The sequence below is a fragment of the Chromobacterium amazonense genome (assembly GCF_001855565.1).
Classification (GTDB): Bacteria; Pseudomonadota; Gammaproteobacteria; order Burkholderiales; family Chromobacteriaceae; genus Chromobacterium; species Chromobacterium amazonense.
The window spans coordinates 81163-98039 of record NZ_MKCR01000026.1; the positions used below are offsets into that span (position 1 = coordinate 81163).

Annotated in this window: 16 protein-coding genes; 4 read left to right on the forward strand and 12 right to left on the reverse strand. The window is 56.4% G+C overall.

Going from position 1 to position 16877, the window contains the following annotated elements:
- Nucleotides 1-553: 553 nt before the first annotated feature.
- Nucleotides 554-2164 (forward strand): methyl-accepting chemotaxis protein, encoded by a 1611-nt coding sequence (locus BI343_RS10650; RefSeq protein ID WP_071109673.1) that lies wholly within the window; start codon nucleotides 554-556, stop codon nucleotides 2162-2164.
- A 207-nt stretch (nucleotides 2165-2371) separates the two neighbouring features.
- Nucleotides 2372-4348 (forward strand): flagellar assembly protein A, encoded by a 1977-nt coding sequence (locus BI343_RS10655; RefSeq protein ID WP_169829003.1) that lies wholly within the window; start codon nucleotides 2372-2374, stop codon nucleotides 4346-4348.
- 82 nt (nucleotides 4349-4430) lie between these two features.
- Here BI343_RS10655 and BI343_RS10660 read toward each other — a convergent pair whose 3' ends face one another.
- From BI343_RS10660 to BI343_RS10670, 3 genes are read right to left on the reverse strand one after another with little or no spacing between them, the layout of a single operon-like run.
- Complete coding sequence (locus BI343_RS10660) at nucleotides 4431-5231, reverse strand: hypothetical protein (RefSeq protein WP_071109675.1); 801 nt, start codon at nucleotides 5229-5231, stop codon at nucleotides 4431-4433.
- Between the two features lie 54 nt (nucleotides 5232-5285).
- Entirely contained in the window at nucleotides 5286-6371 is a 1086-nt protein-coding gene (locus BI343_RS10665) for an HBL/NHE enterotoxin family protein (protein WP_071109676.1), read from the reverse strand.
- Between the two features lie 23 nt (nucleotides 6372-6394).
- Nucleotides 6395-7513: a hypothetical protein gene (locus BI343_RS10670; protein ID WP_052247043.1), complete on the reverse strand. Its 1119-nt coding sequence runs from the start codon at nucleotides 7511-7513 to the stop codon at nucleotides 6395-6397.
- 288 nt (nucleotides 7514-7801) lie between these two features.
- Here BI343_RS10670 and blaCRP point away from each other — a divergent pair, with 288 nt between their 5' ends.
- Both blaCRP and BI343_RS20750 read left to right on the forward strand, forming a co-directional pair.
- Nucleotides 7802-8683, forward strand: coding sequence for a CRP family carbapenem-hydrolyzing class A beta-lactamase (blaCRP, locus tag BI343_RS10675; RefSeq protein WP_071109677.1), 882 nt, complete (start codon nucleotides 7802-7804; stop codon nucleotides 8681-8683).
- Nucleotides 8684-8800: 117 nt separating this feature from the next.
- Nucleotides 8801-9058 (forward strand): double zinc ribbon domain-containing protein, encoded by a 258-nt coding sequence (locus BI343_RS20750; protein ID WP_083340904.1) that lies wholly within the window; start codon nucleotides 8801-8803, stop codon nucleotides 9056-9058.
- Between the two features lie 6 nt (nucleotides 9059-9064).
- Here BI343_RS20750 and BI343_RS10680 read toward each other — a convergent pair whose 3' ends face one another.
- The 9 genes from BI343_RS10680 to BI343_RS19320 all read right to left on the reverse strand — a co-directional run bounded on the left by BI343_RS10680 (nucleotide 9065) and on the right by BI343_RS19320 (nucleotide 16823).
- Nucleotides 9065-9592, reverse strand: coding sequence for a lectin (locus BI343_RS10680; RefSeq protein WP_211269415.1), 528 nt, complete (start codon nucleotides 9590-9592; stop codon nucleotides 9065-9067).
- A 308-nt stretch (nucleotides 9593-9900) separates the two neighbouring features.
- Nucleotides 9901-11142, reverse strand: a complete 1242-nt coding sequence (locus tag BI343_RS10685; protein ID WP_083340905.1) for an ABC transporter substrate-binding protein — start codon at nucleotides 11140-11142, stop codon at nucleotides 9901-9903.
- A gap of 223 nt (nucleotides 11143-11365) precedes the next feature.
- Entirely contained in the window at nucleotides 11366-11491 is a 126-nt protein-coding gene (locus BI343_RS19315) for a DUF1484 family protein (protein WP_244886625.1), read from the reverse strand.
- Nucleotides 11492-11541: 50 nt separating this feature from the next.
- Nucleotides 11542-11967 carry a hypothetical protein gene (locus BI343_RS10690; RefSeq protein ID WP_071109680.1) on the reverse strand — a complete coding sequence of 142 codons (426 nt, stop codon included), beginning with the start codon at nucleotides 11965-11967 and terminating at the stop codon, nucleotides 11542-11544.
- A gap of 445 nt (nucleotides 11968-12412) precedes the next feature.
- Nucleotides 12413-12829: a DUF1484 domain-containing protein gene (locus BI343_RS10695; RefSeq protein WP_071109681.1), complete on the reverse strand. Its 417-nt coding sequence runs from the start codon at nucleotides 12827-12829 to the stop codon at nucleotides 12413-12415.
- A gap of 1449 nt (nucleotides 12830-14278) precedes the next feature.
- The gene (locus tag BI343_RS19665; protein ID WP_139165706.1) at nucleotides 14279-15475 is read right to left on the reverse strand and encodes a hypothetical protein; all 1197 of its coding nucleotides are present in this window, start codon (nucleotides 15473-15475) and stop codon (nucleotides 14279-14281) included.
- Nucleotides 15463-15858, reverse strand: a complete 396-nt coding sequence (locus BI343_RS19670) for a hypothetical protein (RefSeq protein WP_139165707.1) — start codon at nucleotides 15856-15858, stop codon at nucleotides 15463-15465. Before BI343_RS19670 ends, BI343_RS19665 begins: the two co-directional genes overlap by 13 nt.
- Nucleotides 15859-15917: 59 nt before the next feature.
- Nucleotides 15918-16250: a hypothetical protein gene (locus BI343_RS19675; RefSeq protein ID WP_139165708.1), complete on the reverse strand. Its 333-nt coding sequence runs from the start codon at nucleotides 16248-16250 to the stop codon at nucleotides 15918-15920.
- 138 nt (nucleotides 16251-16388) lie between these two features.
- Nucleotides 16389-16823 (reverse strand): EVE domain-containing protein, encoded by a 435-nt coding sequence (locus BI343_RS19320; RefSeq protein WP_083340907.1) that lies wholly within the window; start codon nucleotides 16821-16823, stop codon nucleotides 16389-16391.
- Nucleotides 16824-16877: the final 54 nt, after the last annotated feature.

The following is a 16877-nucleotide window of genomic DNA, read 5'->3' on the forward strand; positions in this document are numbered from 1 at the left end:
GGCATATCGGCTTAGCCCGAAAATACAGTTGCAACTTGTCATATGACGCTGAGGACGTTGGCGCAGATCTTAAAGATGAGCGGCTGGCCAGGCGCAAGAAGTCCGGCCTCACCAACCGGATCATCGATATGACCGCCTCTTCCGTAATGGCCGCGCTTATTCGCTTTCATGATTCCTGCCCTCTGAAGGCAGGCGCCGAACCGCCCATTTTCGGCGCGCTGTCGAGCTGCAACTGTTGGCCACGCTGAAACGCAATCTGGAGTGCTCGCATTGCTCGCGGGCGTGGGCGAGGCGCTGGCTTCGCAAGCCGAGCAGCGCTTGGATATGATATCGAACAACTGGCTGCGCGCCAGCCTGAAGCGACTCACCTAGCCGGCCATTCATTGATTTTCAATCTGCGGCAGGGCGGTTTCCCAGCGTGGCCGCCTGCTCCCTCCTCGTATATTTGCTTAGTGCCGGCATTGACAATGCTCTATAAATTGAACGCAACCTAAGAGTAACCATACCCCGCCACGCGTTCGCCGGCGCGAGGCATGATGACGTGGAGAGCACTATGACCATCATCCGTAAATTGCTGCTGACGATTCTGGTGGCCTTGATTGCATTGGGCGCGTTGGGCGCGATGGGGGTATACCAGCTGGGGCAGTCGAAGCAGCGTTTCGACGATGTGGTAAGCAATCTGGCCCCCAGCGTGCGCGACCTGAATGCCGCCACTTATGCCTTCATGGATGTGCGGTCCGCCGTCACCAAGCATGCGGTGTTGACGGATCAGGCCGCCAAGCAGGCGGTGGAGGCCGAGGCGGAGGCCGCGGTGAAAAAAGCACAAGATGCTTTTGCCACCTATGAGAAAAACGACATTTCGGACGACAAGGACCGGCAGTTGCTGGCTACTGATCGCAATAATCTGGCCGCCTATGTAACGGCGATGCATAGCTTCTTCGCCATGAACCGCACCCCCGGCGGCAGCGCGGAAGCGGCAAAAATGATCACCAATGGCCCGATCAAGGACGCCGCTCTCGCCTTGCGCCAAAGCCTGGCCGACCATATCGAATACAATATCAAGCTTTCCTTCGACACCCTGGAAACCAATAACAAGGCTTACCATGGCGTCATGGTGCAGATGGGCTTGTTGATAGCCGTCGTGGTCGCCGTGATGCTGATATTGTCTTGGTCGCTGTACGCCACCATCAGCCGCGGTTTGAGCGATATCCAAAGCACGTTGGAGTCGGTGAGCCGCAGCCATGATTTCACGCAGCGGGCGCCGGTGCGCGGCAATGACGAGATCGCCAAGACCTCGATCGCCTTCAACGCCCTGCTGGAGAATCTGCAAAGCAGCCTGCGGTCGATTCTGGCAGGCGCCAATGATGTGGCGGGCGCCTCGCAAAACCTGTCGCAAACCGCCACTCAGGTATCGTCGGCCGCGGAGGCGCAAAGCGAATCCGCCGCCAATATGGCGGCCACCATCGAGCAGATGACAGTCAGCGTCAATCATGTGGCGGAGCGGGCGGAGGAATCGCGCAAGCTGGCGCAGAATGCCGGCGAGCTGGCGCAGCAAGGGTCGAGCACCATCGCCCAGACGATACAGGATATCCGCGAAATCTCGCGCGCCGTGGCCAGCGCCGGCAGCAGCATCCGCGATCTGGAAAACTTCAGCACTCAGGTCAATACCGTGGTGGGCGTGATCAAGGATATCGCCGATCAGACCAATCTGCTGGCGCTGAACGCCGCCATCGAAGCGGCGCGGGCCGGAGAGATGGGCCGCGGCTTTGCCGTGGTGGCGGATGAGGTGAGAAAGCTGGCGGAGCGCACTTCGCTGTCCACCCAGGAAATTTCCTCCACGATTACCGCCATGCTGGACCGTTCCGCCACCGCCACCGAGCACATGAATACCGCGGAAGAGTTGGTCCGCAACGGCGTGGAGCGGGCGGACAATGCCGACAAGGCGATCACTCAGATAGGCCAGGCGACGAACGATACCGTGCACATGGTGGCCGAGATTTCCGGCGCGATCAAAGAGCAGGGCGACGCCACCAAAGGGGTGGAGGATATCGCGCAGATGACCGAGGAGTCGTCCGCCGCCGCGCAGGAGGCGGCCAACAATGCCGTGCGCCTGGATGATTTGGCTAACCAGCAGATCATCACGCTCAAGCAATACCGCTTGTGAGCGATGGGGCGGCAGGAGCGGCATGAAACTGAGGGGTTGCCACCACGCCGGCTGTAGCCGCATGCCGCCGTAAAGCCGGCAAATCGGGCGGGAGTTTGCTAGTTTGCAAGTGTGGGACTGTCAAAAAGCCCCCAAATGGTTGCGGCCAGCAGAGTGTCCACCAAAGGCCGCGATGGATACTCGGCGAACGTTCAAAAAGAAGCGATCATGCCCAATACCACAGAGCCCTCGACCATCTTGCCTGCCGAGTCTGGCCAAGCTGCCGACCACAGCCAGCCTTTGACCCTGCCGCATTTTCTGCAGATACGGTCTGACGGCTTTTTTGTTTTGCCGGATGCGGTGGGGTCGGCCTCTAACTTCCGCCAGGCGATCGATCACCTGTTCAGCGCAGGCTATTATCTATATGGCCTGGATTACGACCTGCTCTGCTATTACTTATACGACTTTGACCCCGCGCACCCCGCGGTGACGCAACCGCATTGCATCGCCCAGTGCGTCCTGCCTTTTCTTGCCGAGCGGCAAGTGCTTTACCGCGGCCTGATCAGGGCCGAAGCCGGCATCGAGTATCTGTTTGAGCAGCTCTATCTGACGCAAACTGTTGAGGTGCCGGTTTATGGCAGGGACGCCTCAGGGCAAGCCGTCGTCGTTGGCCGGCGTGAAGAAATTCAAACCATCGTCACCCAGCTGGAATTTGACGAACTGGTTGCCTTCATGTGGCGGCAGGGCGTGCGCTTTGGCCTGCACCAGGCGGTGATCAAGAGCATCTTGGAACAACACAAGACGGGCCGCTATTTGATCGCCACGCCCCGCGCGCCGGTGCCTGGCGTGGACGCAGGCGTGCAGGAGCAGACAGCGGAGATTCATCGCGACGATCACCCGCGTAAGCTTGCCGGCGGCCGCGTCGATCTGACGCAATTCCAAAACCGCTATCCGCAGATCAAGGCCCGCACCGTGTTGCTGATGAAAACGCCCTGTCGTCCCGGCCGTCCCGGCCGCACGCTCAGCGGCGGCATCATCCATGTGCCGGAACCGTTTGACTTCGATCTGGGCACTTTGGCCGGCAGCGGGACGGAAGTGCAGATAGACAAAGAGGGGCATGAGCTGATTGTTGCCATCCGCGATGGCTTCCTCAATATCGATGGCGAAACCAATCAGATATCGATTGTCGACAAAATCATCGGCCGCGAAGGCGTCAGCGTGCGTACGACCGGCGATTTGGCCTTGCAGGGCGACGAATACGAAGAGCATGGCGAGGTGCAGGAGCGGCGCACCGTCACCGGCAAGAATCTGACCATGCTCAACAATGTTTACGGCACGGTCCGCTCCACCGGCGGACGCATCCTGTTGAAGCAGAATCTGGTGGGCGGCGCCGCCCACAATGACGCCGGACCGATCTGCGTGGAGGGGCTAGTTTCCAACGCCCAGGTTCGGGCCGAGCAGGGCGAGGTCACCATCGCGCGCGCGGAAAACGCGATTGTGATTGGCCAGCGCGTGAACATCGTCGAAGCCAAGAGCTGCATCATCCTGGCGGATGAAGTGGATATCCAGCAGGCAAGCGGCTGCGCCATCGCAGCCAAGCAGGTGCATATTGGCAAGGCCGGGGCGCGGGCGGATCAGGAAACGGCGATTTGCATGTTGCTGCCGGATTTGTCCGGCTTTGGCCGTCGTCTGGAGGCGATACAACAGCAAGAACAGGAAGGGCTGCACAAGCTCGAAACCGTGAAAAAGGCGCTGGCGCTATTGACCCAAGAAGACGAACTCAAGCGTTATTTCGGCATCGTCGCGCGCGTCAAAAAAGGCGAATTGCAGCTTTCGCCGGAGCAGCAAGCCAGTTTGAAGCGCAAGTCGGAACAGCTGGCGCCGAAAATCAAACAAATCAGCCAACTCAATGCCGGCATGAGGACGATGCAGGACGCCCAGTCCTTTGTCCGCGCCCAGGCTGAGGAGCTTGCCAAGGCGCGCGAAGCGGCCGCTACCGGGATACAGTGCAAACTGGAGGAAATCACCGGCGAAACCGTGGTCCGCGCCTTGACGCTGCCCAGCGGCGCTCCTGGCTTGTCTACCTTGAGCGTGGAGGCGTTGCGGACCCGCCTGCGCACGTCGGATGCCCAAACCAAAACCTTGTTTTCCGATCAGAACGGCTGTTTCTCCTGGCAATACTCAATCCGTTTTACGCCCCTTTAAGCCATGGAGCCAACAAAGGGCTGGCATGGGGGCAGGCCCTGTCATTCCATCCTCGTCTAATGTGGCATTCGGTCTATCCGCATCAGGAAGCATCCTGCAACATGGTGTTGATTTCCATGGATGCGGCGGTAAGGAAAACCTTGGCGGCAGCCTTGTTGTTTTGGTCCAGATCATTGAGCGCATTGACCAAATCGCTGGATACAAACTGCAGGCTGTTGTTGATCTTGCCGACTTTGTCGATCAGGTCCGACATATCGCCGCTGAAGTGGCTGGTTTGGTCGCGGAAGCTCTGCTGCTGGTTGATCTGGCTTTGCAGCGACTTGACTTGTCCTTCTAGGTCATTCACCTTGTCCTGCGCCTGGCTCAACAAGACCGCCATGGCGATCAGGCCAGGCAGGCCGAGTATGCCCAAGCCGATCAGATACAGCTTTTTCTTGTTCAGCGCGTCCAGCTCTTGCTGCGCCCCGGCCAGGTTGGACTGCAAGCCGGCGATGTTGGCCTGTAGTTGAGCGGTGATGGCTTGCAGCTGCTGGCTATCGTTAGCCAGCTGGTTGTTGGAGGAAAAGCAGGCTTGCTGTACCGTTTGCAGCTGTTGCGACAACGGACCCGCCTCAGCCTGCATCTGGCTGACGCTGTCTTTGATCTGTTGCGGGCTGGCTTGATCGAAGTTGGCCAGCAAGCCCTGGATTTGCGACTGCAGCCGCTGGCCCACGCTTTGGGTGTCGGTTTGCAGCGTCCTGATTTGCGGCACCAATTGGTCCACCACTTGTTCCGCGTTGCGCTGGATGCTGACTGCGCTGTCCGGCAAGCCTTGGAAAGAGCGGATGGTGGCTTCGGTTTGCAGCAGGTTGTTCAGCGCCTGAGTGAGAATGCCGTTTGCCATGCGAGGGGTCTCCAAATGAGAAAACAGCCGGGACGTGCCCGGCTGCGAGGGGACTTAGGCGGCGGCCAGCGCGCCGATGTAGTCGGAGATGGTGGTGGTTTTGGGCACCGGCAGCGGGGTGATGCCGGCCATCTGGCTCTTGATGGTGTTCACGTCGGTCAGGACGGTTTTCACTGTGGTGTTGGCCGCGGTCAGCCACAGTTGGCGCAACGCATCCGGGCTGGTGATGCCCTTGTCGATGTCGGTGATCAGGCTGCCCAGGTCAGCCGTGAGCGCATCCCAGGCGTTGCTCATCTGGGTGGCGGCTGTCACGGCGTTTTGCGCTTGCACCTGCAGGCCTTGGTAGCCATTGCCAATCTGGGTCGCGGTGAGGACTTCGCTCTTCAGGCTGCTTTGTTTCTGGTACAGATCCTGACGGGTGTTCAAGGAGTTGTGCAGCACGATGGCGCCTGCCGTGATGCCGCCGGCCCCGGCCACCATCATGGCCACGCCGCCTATCACCACCGGGGTGGAGGTGCCGGCAGTGACAAAGTCCGCCACGGCGCCCACGGCGGTGACGAAAGCGCCGCCAATCACCAGCAGGCCGCCGGCCACGATGCCGGCGATGGCGCCGGTGATGGCCGAATTGATCTGATCGATTTCCTTGTTCAGCTGCGCCAGCACGCCGTTATCGCCCTGTACCTTGGTGTTGAGATTGGCGACGATGCTCATGAAGGCCTGAGAGTCGACGATCAGGTTGTCGTTGAGCTTGATGATGATCAGACGGGTGCTGTTTGACAAAGCTTGGTATGACTGGGCCTGGTCGCGCAGGGCGGCCAGGGTATTGAGCCATTCCGCCTTGCTGGTGCCCGGAGGCAGCACGGTCGGGATGGCGTTTTGCAGCGCGTAGTAATTGCCGATATTGGCGATGTTGGCGATGATCTGCGGCTGGATTTGCGTCAGATATTGATCGGCATGGCCTTTGGCGGTGGCCAGGCCGGCATTGATCTGCTCCTGGTTGTCTTTCAGGTTGGGAAACTGGCTGAAATCCACCGGCACCTGTTGCTTGACGCTGTTGCAGTAAGTTTGGATTTGCAGCGATTGCGAAGATTGGCCGGCCATCCCTTGGCCCATGTCGACGGGAAGGTTCTCTCGAATCATGTTGGTTCTCCTTGGATAAAGGGTCAAGCAAGCGGAAGCGAGCCGTTGCCGGCGTAGCTTTCTTTGATGTCGGCCACCTGGCCGGCCAGCAATTGCCATTCGGTATTGCACAGCGATACATTGCGGCGGATGCGCGCCAGATCGTCGTCCGGGGTGAGGTTTTGCCAGACGAAGGCGGACTTGCGGAAAGCGCTGGCGACTTGTCCCCAGGATTGGGGCAGCAGGACGATTTTTTGCTGCGTGTTGCGATAGGCTTCAACAAACAACTGGGTTTGCGCCTGCACCGACTTGGCGACGGTGATCATCGCATTGGCCTGCGCCAGCGCCTGGTAGGCGGTGGCAAGCTTGTCGTTATTGCTGCGCAGATCCTTGGCGGCCTGGCTGGAGCCGGCAATGCCTCCGGTCAGGGCGGTGATGCCGGACACCATGTACTCCACCTGGTCGCCGGGTTTGCTTGCCGCAGGCTTGCCGTCTTTGTCTTTCTCTTCTTTCAGGGTCAGGCTGGACAAAATCGCCAGGCCCAGCTCGCGCACGCCGGCGCCGGCCTTTTCGCCCTGATCCACAATGGCCTGGATATTGGCGGCAATGGCCTGGATCAGCGCGTCGATGTCCTTGTTCAGCTGTTTGGCTTCGTCGGACAAGCTATTGATCAGTTGAACCATGGATTGGTCATAAGACGCCATCAGCTGGTTCAGGCTATCCACCGTCACCTGATACTGGGTGTTGGTTGCCTTGGCGCCCACTTGGTAGTCCTCGGCCAGATCGGCCAAGCCGTTGAGTTGCTGGGCATAAGTTTGACGCAGCGCGTAGAGCTGTTGATCGTCGGCGGACAAACCATTGTTGAAGGCGCTGACCAGGGCCGCAAAGTTGGAGGCGTAGGTGATCAGATTGATCAGGCCGGACAGATTTTTTTGCTGGAAATATTGGGCCTGGTGGTTCATCTGCCCCTGGTAGGCGGCTATTTTGATGGCCAGTCCGCTGTCAATGCCGGTGCCGGCCAGGGCTTGCTGCTGCCGCAACAGATTGCCGTAGGACTCGGTCAGCAGGGCGTTGTTGCTGCTGCTCAGCACGGCAACCAGCATGTCCTGATCGCCAAGATCAATCGATTGGGAGGCGTCCCCTTGCGTGATGGTTTTGAGCATGATGGCTCCCTGAGAGTGAAGTGGGCCGCTACGGGCTGGCGGCCCCATCACACTAGGGAAAAATCGGGCTGGAGGCATTTGGCCGTTTGGACCGTTTAGAAACTGGTTTCGCTGCCTATACTCGAAGATCGCCGTTGCCATGAGGACTCCAGCGCCGACAGCAGCGGCTAGTCCGGACAGGGGGAGAGGCAAGAACAAGCCTGTTACGGCAGTTACACTTTTATGGGGTGAAAGCGGTTTGTTGCGGGGCCAGAATCACGCTTCCACCTTCAAGAAGGAGTGTTCCTGATGAGACTGTCCCGCCGCCTCGTTTTGCTGTCTTGCCTGCTATTGCCGCAGGCAGGCTTTTCCGCAGCCATGCCTGCCAATCTTGCCGACCAGAAAATAGCCAGGCTGGAGCGCGTTTTTGGCGGCCAGATCGGGGTGTATGCGCTGGATACCGGCTCAGGCGCTGCCGTGAGTTACCGCGCGGACGAGCGCTTCCCGCTGTGCAGCTCGTTCAAGGGTTTTCTGGCCGCTTCCGCGCTGGCGCATAGCCAGAGCAAACCGGGCTTTCTGGATCAAATCCTCCATTACGGCAAGGAAGAGCTGATAGCCTGGTCCCCCATCTCGGAGAAGCACCAGTCCAGCGGCATGACGGTAGCCGGCCTGTGTGCGGCCACTGTGCAGTACAGCGATAATGCAGCCGCCAATGTCTTGATGAAGCAGCTGGATGGCCCGGCCGGGCTGACGGCCTTCATGCGCGCCATCGGCGACAGCACCTTCCGCCTTGACCGCTGGGAGCCGGAGTTGAACACGGCCATACCCGGCGACGCGCGCGATACCTCGACCCCGCGCGCCGTGGCGGAAAGCCTGCAAAAACTGACCCTTGGCACGGCGCTGGCGGCGCATCAGCGCCAGCAGCTGGTGGATTGGCTCAAGGGGAACACTACCGGCAACCAGCGCATTCGCGCCGCCGTGCCGGCCGGCTGGTCGGTGGGCGACAAAACCGGCACTTGCGGCGTGTACGGCACGGCCAATGATTACGCGGTGATCTGGCCCACTGGCCGCGCGCCCATCGTGATGGCGGTTTATACCCGCGCGTCCAAGAAAGACATCAAGCACAGCGATGCCGTCATTGCCGATGCGGCCAAGGCCGCGCTGGAAGCGCTAGGGGTGATGACGCGGTAAGGCGAGGCGACCAGCAGGGCAGGCTTTGAACGCATCAAACTGCCAAACGGAGCTTGACCCTGTAGCCGCTACAGGCTGTGCAATGTGCCCAGGCTTCAATCAACAAGGAGATGAGCAATGGGGCATTTTGGCAAATGGTTTGGACGCCGCCACGGACATCACGAATCCACACACCATGATCGCCAAGCGTCGGCGGGGTCTCCGCCATCCCTGGCCTTGCAGGGCTGTCCCTCTTGCCGTCAGGGCAACGCAGCGCATGCGCGGTTTTGCCAGCATTGCGGCATCAGTCTGCAGCCGCCGCGTTGCGGCCAGTGCGGGCAACAGTCCGCCCCTGGCGCAAGGTTTTGCGGCCAATGCGGGGCTGGCCTGGGCTGAGGGTGTCTACGCGCGCCAAATGAATTGCTGGTTGGCGCCGCCATGGCAATCCCATAACAGCAGGCGGGTGCCGTTGCGGGTATTGCCGCCTTCCGCATCCAGGCAGCGCTTATTCAGCTTGCTGCGCAGCTGGCCGTTGGCCCATTCCCATTGCTGGTTTCTGCCGTTGTGGCAGGTATAGGCGATGACGCGCGCGCCGCGGCGAGGGTCGGCGCCTGCCACGTCCAGGCATAGATTGCCGGACTTGAGCTGGCCATTGTCCAGCCGGAAGCGCTGGTTCTCCCTGCCGTGGCAGTCCCATAGTTGCAACGGCGCGTTGGCGTTGGCGCCGCCGGCAAGGTCCAGGCAGCGGCCGCCGGCAGCCACCAGCATGCGCGGCTGCTGCTCTTGCTCGCGTTGCTTCTTGCTCTGCTTGTTGGCGTAGTAACCGGCGGCGGCGACGGTGCCGACTACGGCGGTGCCAATCAAGACGTCTTTGGCGGTAATGTTGCTGCAGCCGCCGCTTGCCAGTGCCGCCCCCAAAATGATGATCACGGATGTTTTCATATGAACTGATTTATTTTTTAGGTGCGGCAGTGTAAGACCCGGCATGACAAGCGTCCGCCACGCTGTTTGGCGTTTGTGTAACCGTGTTTGACTGACTGGCTGCGATGGGAAAGGCATGAGTTGCGCGGAGCCAATCAGGCTGAGGCTTGGCTGCGAGTAAATGGCACTTACAATCGGGAGCGAGCATGCTGCGGCGATGCTGGGCGTCATTGTCAAAGCACCCAGTTTGCTCAAGCGAGGGGGCTGACGCTTTGCGGCAGGGCTTGGCCGCCGTGTGCGAAGACGTTAGCCGCGGATCATGGCTTGCCGCTTAACGGGCCGTAATGGCGATTGCGCTCGGCCTCCAGCTTGCGCTGAGCCTCCGCGGCGTGAAGCTGGCCGTAGGCAAACTCGCGCAAGATCGGCATGGCGCGGACGGCAAATTCGACATGGCTGTCGCGGTCAAAAAATTGGGAAAAACCGCTGGCGTGGTTGAGCAAGGCCCGTTCCTGCTTTAAAAACGGCGCATTTTCCGCCGACGCGTCCTGCCGGGCCGGCAAAACCCCAGTGGCGCTGGCCAATGCCGCCTGCACCGCGGGCGTGGCAAAAAAGCGCAGAAGTTGCTCCGCCTCTTGGCGATGGGCGGCTTTGGCCGTTATCGCCAGCACATCGGCGGGCGCTTCTTCATAGGGGCTTTCCGCGGCGGCAATCTTGGGAAAGGCGATCATGCCTATGTCGTTCACTTTCCGGCTGGGCAGCAGCCCGGTCCAGAAGCTGCCCATCAACATCATGCCGGCGCGCTGGTTATAGAGCATGGGCAGCGACGCGCGCCAATCCAGAGCGGCGCTGTCATGGCCATAGCAATGATGATCGCGCAGCTGCTGCCAGGCGGTGAATACCTGGGCGAGCTGCGGGTGCAGCCAGGACAGCTTGCCTTGCAATAATTGCTGATGGAACGCCAGGCCATTGATCCGCAAATCCAGATAGTCAAACCAGCCCGCCAATGGCCATAAATCCTTGGCGGCCATGACAATGGGCGCCACGCCGGCGGCCTGCAATTTGTCACAACTGGCCAGCAGCTCGGCAAAGCTTGCGGGCGGCGCAACGCCGGCCTTGGCCAGGGCGCGCTTGTTGTAATAGATGGCCCAAGGGTAATAGCTGAGCGGCAGGCCATACAGCTTGCCGTCAACCGTCACCAAGCGCAGCAGCGCCGGCGGCATGTGCCGCGGCCAGTCGCTGCCCTGGCCGGATGCGTCCAACATCGCCAGCTGGCCTTTTTGCGCGGCATCGGTCAGCGCCACGCCGCCAAACATGAACAGCACGTCGGGCGGGCTGGCGCTGCTCAGCATGGCCGGCAGCTCGCGCTTGTACTGCTCATTTTCGACCACGCGCAGCGTGAGCTTGATGGCTGGATGGGCGGCGGCAAATTCCTGGGCGGCGTTGTGAAAAGCCAGGTACTGCTGCGGATTGACCGATAACACCACGGCTGTCAGCTCCGCAGCCGATGCCGCTGGCCCAAGCAGGCCAGACAGGATTAGGCAGAGGGCAAATAGGCGCATGGGCGTAGCTCTCAGATTGCCGGCCGCATGGACAAGGGCTGGGGCGGCCTGATGAATGGTTTGCTTCACTATAGGCCAGCAGGGTAGGGGCGATTTGCCATTGCCATGGGCGCATGGCGGTGGAACTCCCGGCTTGGCCGGGATTCCACCCTACAAAATCCGCCAAGTCGAAAACAGCCAGTCCGCTGAAGCGGGCTGGCTGTTGGCGTTTATGGGGCAGGGCTTACAGCACGCGGGTGAGCAGCGTCAGCGATTCGCCCATGCGTTTGTCCAGCGGCTCCAGCAATTCCTTGAGGCGGCTGGATGGCTGGCGGACATCGTCGCCCAGGCAGGCGAGCAAGTGGATCACCGACCCATCCAATCCAACCTACGGTCCTTGGCCGCTTTATTGGAATGCGGTTAAAGAGCGGAATGGCCAAGCTTTCTCAAGTTGGCGAAGTATGCGACAAAAGCTGCCACAAAGAGCGCGTCGCCAATGATTACGAGTATGGCGAAGCTTGATGTCCAGCCATTAAGCAGCATGTACAGGAGGTTCAGCGCAAACAGAGCCTTGCCTATGCCACCCATCAATACGATGCCCGTGTGGCGTATGGGATTGTAGGCGGCCATCAGGAAGCCGAAGCCATATAGGAAGGCCGTGCCCCATGCGCCTCTATAGACAGCGGTTAGCACGGGATCGGTCAATGAGCGCCCAAACTCTTGGGCGAATATGCCGGCGCTATCGAATAGGCCGGGGATGGCCCCGGCGAAGTTCCATAATGCTGAAATGATGAACAGCACTTGGAACAGTTTCAACTCAGGTGGCGTGCGTTCTCTTCTGCTCATTGTTTCTCCCGTATTTTGAAATGTGCTTATCGATATTTCGCGTCACAAATGTAATAGCCGCATGAGGGGCTGAGAATACGATTTCACGAGGAATAGGTAGCTGCGCAGATATATCCTACTCTACCTGCATGTAAATTTGTTTGTCATTATTTTCCGTTCGACTGCCCAAGCGCGCGGAGTTGATCAGCTGGCGTCTTAAAACCTCGCCCGACGCTTTTTTCCCGGCGCGCGCTGAAGGGGGAGGGGGACGCGTCGTGCTCGTTTCATGATTGTGCAACTGGTGGCCTTGTAGGGCGGATGCCCCGCAGGGGCGATCCGCCATTGCGATGGGGCGCATGGCGGCGGAACTCCCGGCTTTGCCGGGATTCCACCCTACAAAACCCGCCGAATCAAAACAGCCTGCCGCTGGGAAGCGGACAGGCTGTAGTTTTTTATGGAGCGGGGCTTACAGCACGCGGGTGAGCAGCGTCAGCGATTCGCCCATGCGCTTGTCCAGCGGTTCCAGCAACTCCTTGATGCGGCTGGATGGCAGGCGGACGTCGTCGCCCAGGCAAGCGAGCAGATCGATCACGGATTGCAAACCCAGCTGGCCATGGGCGAGGTGGCAGATGGACTCCACCACCGCCTGCTCGATGTCGTGGCACAAATGCGCCACGCGCGCGGCCGGTTCTCTGACCTTTGCTTGGTCCTTGCCGGACAATTGCTCTTGCAAGGCGGCAAAGGCTTCGTGCAGCCGGGTCATGGCCAACAGGCTGGGCGGATGCGTGGGGACTTGGTTGTGCAGCAGCCAACGGCTGCGGGCGGGGTGACGGTTTTTTAGGGAAAGCGCAAGGCGCGGGGAACTGCGGGTGATGCTAGGCATGGCAAAACCCTCCTGGATAGGTGCTTAACCCTGCCAACCCCAACGCCAAGTAGGGGTGGCAGGCACATGGCGGGATTGGCGTACCGATCCAGGAGCGGCGCATCTATAGATGCTCCCACCATGGCCCGCCATAGAGGACGTGCAATGGTGTACGGACGCGACAAGGCCCAGCCTTGCACAGAAGTCCGCCTGAATGCGGGACGCCAATCCCGGTGCCGCTATTGAACAGCACGAATGAGATTATCCGGAGGGATGGCTTGCGAGGCAAGGGAATAGGGTGGAAAACCGGCTGTATTTTGAAGCAGTAAGTAGAATCCGTTGCGTGGATGATGATTCGGATTGCCGGGGCTGCCCGGCGGCAGGGAGGGGATATTTGCCTGGCCAAATATCCCCTCCACCCCTAAAGGCTACCCTGCAAGCCTGGCCTTCGGCTTCCCGCCGGTTCCCGTCAGGCCCGAGGCGCGGCTGAACTCGTCCCGCGCTAACGTCGCGGGACTCAAACATGCAGCCGCTTAAAACCTCGGGCCTGCCACCCGGCGGCAGGCTTGAAGGGGATGGGGTGGGTCGGAAAGGTGCTTACGCTTTGTGAGCGATGAGCAGCAACGTAGGGTGGAAAATCTTGATTCCCTCGTGCTAACGGTTGGAAGTCGTATGTTGAATCCGCTGCGCGGATGATGGTTTGGATTGCCGGGGCTGCCCGGCGGCAGGGAGGGGATATTTGCTTGGCCAAATATCCCCTCCACCCCTAAAGGCCACCCTGCAAGCCTGGCCTGCGGCTTCCCGCCGGCTCCCGTCAGGCCCGAGGCGCGGCTGAACTCGTCCCGCGCTAACGTCGCGGGACTCAAACAGGCAGCCGCTTAAAACCTCGGGCCTGCCACCCGTCGGCAGGCTTGAAGGGATTGGGGCGCGTCGCAAACGTGCTTGCTTCTCGTCCGCCAGTCAAAGCTACCATGTGGATATCTCAAAACTGCTGACCAAGATTCCTACAGGCTTGTCTTCGTCCATGTCATGGAGAGCTTCAAACTTGCAGACATGATGAATGAGTGATGCTGGTGTTGTATTATCTCAATGTCTTTGCTTTTTGCTGGTTGTAGAGTCGAACCGACTTGCCCCTATCCCATCAGCGCAAGCCGACTCCGAAGCCCTTTCCAAGGTTTTAAGCCGCCGCCTGTTTGAGCGGGGCGACGTTAGCGCCCCGCGAGTTCGGCGGCGCCTTGGAAAGGGCTTTGGAGGCGGGGTTTCGCAGCGCTGTTGGGTCGCCTTTTCTTTTGTCCATTTCTTTTGGCGAGGCAAAAGAAATGGACCCGTCCAGCCGGGCGGAACCGGCTCTTAATTATTAGTCCGCGGAGCGGACACAAAACCAATCCGTATCGTACTGTAGCATCGGGCTTCGCATGGTTCGGCCCAACTTACGGTCTTTTTTGTATTGTTGGAAACTTCATATTGACTTTAGATTGCTCCTTTTGAGAATCCATATTTTTTTGTTTTTTGATTGACAAAGTAATCATGAGTGAAAGATATAATTTCTATCTTATCATCGTATATGATATGTAGTTGATTGCTATAGTGCTCTGATCTAGGAAAAATTCTCCAGTGAACGGCTTCTCCCGGGAAGTCATTTATAATACCATCACTGCGAAGCACTATTATATGATCATTGAATTCGATGACTGTACCAAAAGGGGCTGTTCCAGTTGCAATGACTGGTTCATGTTTGAACCGGATATTCTCATATTCACGATCCAAAAAGCGATCTGAGTCAATACCTGACTTGCTTTTGGGTTGGTAATTGGTTACGAGAATACCTGTCTCAGTAAGACGGTAAACTTTTTCTCTACTTCCCCAGGTGAACGTAGATGATTCTAATCCAATATTGCCAGGGGATAGTATATCGTTTAGGTCGAGTATTTTATCAAATGCTCTTATTGTCTTATTGGTTTGTTGATCTTTATTCTCAATATAGTTAGCTAAAAAAGCATCATTAGCAGTCCAACCTAGAATACTTTGAAATGCCCAATCACAAGCACTGCATGGTCTTTCTGCAACTTGCTTTTCATTCTCAAGAATTTTATCACTGTCCTTTTTGAGAGAAAACTCGAATAGGCCATCCGCACCAGCTGCTGTAGCTATTGCTGTATTTCGATCTGATGCCTTAATTTGTAAGGTGCTTGCATCGTGGTGTTTCTTTGTTACTTGTTCCAAATTTCTATTGGATGTCTCTCTAGCAGACCTTGGTGCTGAAAAAAGGCCTTCTTCACCACATGCAAATAGGTGACTGTAGTATATCTCAGTATCTACTGGCAAAAAATTGAAAGGGGAGTCATTTTCATCCCAGAATTTCTTCCAGTCGCTATCTGATATTTCTATATCACGATGGCTAAACTCTTCAAGCTGTTTTTTTATGGGAAATTCTATGTGCGGATCTTTCAGTATTTTTCTTACTTTTTCATTGTAAAATAAATCACTATCTGAGAATGCCACTCTTAATGCAGTTTGTATATCTTGGTTTTTTTTTGCGATTGAATCAATTGCCCCTCTCCAGTCAATTCTATGGAGTGAGCAATTTTCATCAATGATTAAAAGCTCACCAGAATATATTTGGGAGTCCCAAAACTTTCCTGCTATTGAAAGCTTTACAGGTTGCATTGCTTTCCCCTATAGATTTTAGCTTTCTGAGGCCTTGATATAAGGCCATGATTTTCCCAGTCTGAAAGAATATTTTGGCTTGGTTTGTCAAAAGGGGAAAGCCAATAAGCGACAGGATAACCATGCCAATTTCCAATGGCATCGCTAACAAATTTGGCTATGTGTAAGATACTACAGTTTGGTGAAGGAGATAATCCAAGTGGGCGAATGGGTGGGTTGCCTTGAATTTGGATATTTAAACCCCACAGTGAATTGGCATGCTGCCAGTTCCGTGAGGAAGCTACATGGTAACAATTTTCTTCTTCTTGTAAATTAATTGTCCATTGAGACTTTTTATTGGCATAACTTGGATTTCTATGCAACTGATTTGGTGTGTATGGCACGGGTTAACTCCAAATTAAATAATGTGACCATTTTATTCAAAATATTTTTGCATGTAATCTTAAAGTGCACCTGGTCCATTTTGGCGTAGCATCTTATTTTTAATTTCAGCTAGAGCAATTATTTTTTGCGAGAAGTTTTCAGAAAATTTCGAATATGTTGAGTCCTGATTTTTATTGCTTTTAATTATATCTGAAACATTTATCCAAGCTTCGATTCTTTCTAATTCTGGTAAATTTCTTAATGATCCATCAAGTGCAATGAATATATCTGATGCTAATAGCTTTGCATGATGCTCATGTAAAGGTCTCTCGCCACGTAAAGCTTCAGGCCTAAACAGCGCGGTCAGAATGACAATGATAATAAAAAAATAATTAATGCAAGCATGGCCCATAACAGAGGCTCTCGAGAGTTTTCATAAGTAACAACAAGAGCAGAAAAAGTTCCATCTAGTATTAGAATGCAAAGCACGATAAAACCCAGAGGGGTTTTAACGGAATTTATTATGTTGGATTTGGAATCAATATTATTATTACTCATAATCTATTAATTCCCTCGGCGAAATAATAACTTCCCCTCTTGATTTTATCAGTCTAACTAATTTTTTTGCTTGATCATATGGGATTAGGAAGTTGGTTGCCTGAGGGGCACGGAAAATTAGAAGTGATGATAAACTAGAATCAGCTTGAATTGATTTGGAAAAAATTGGTTTTTTAAAAGCCACTTTGTATGTCACATCTACACCATGGCTTTCCCAACCTTCTTTCACATATGGCTGACTTGAAATGACACCCCAGCCATATATTCCTCGTAGACGTTCGTCTCCAGACATCCAGAACAAGACCAAATCACCAAGCTTCATCTCTGACCGATATCTTGTTGCGTGCCAAGTAGCGATTGTGTCAGGAATGATTTTATCCCGGAGATCATATCGGTCTGGCCTACTTTGGAAGACAAAGGTACTCATTACGATTCTTTGATTGAAATTTATATGACGTTTATATCATAGAGGGTGGGTGAT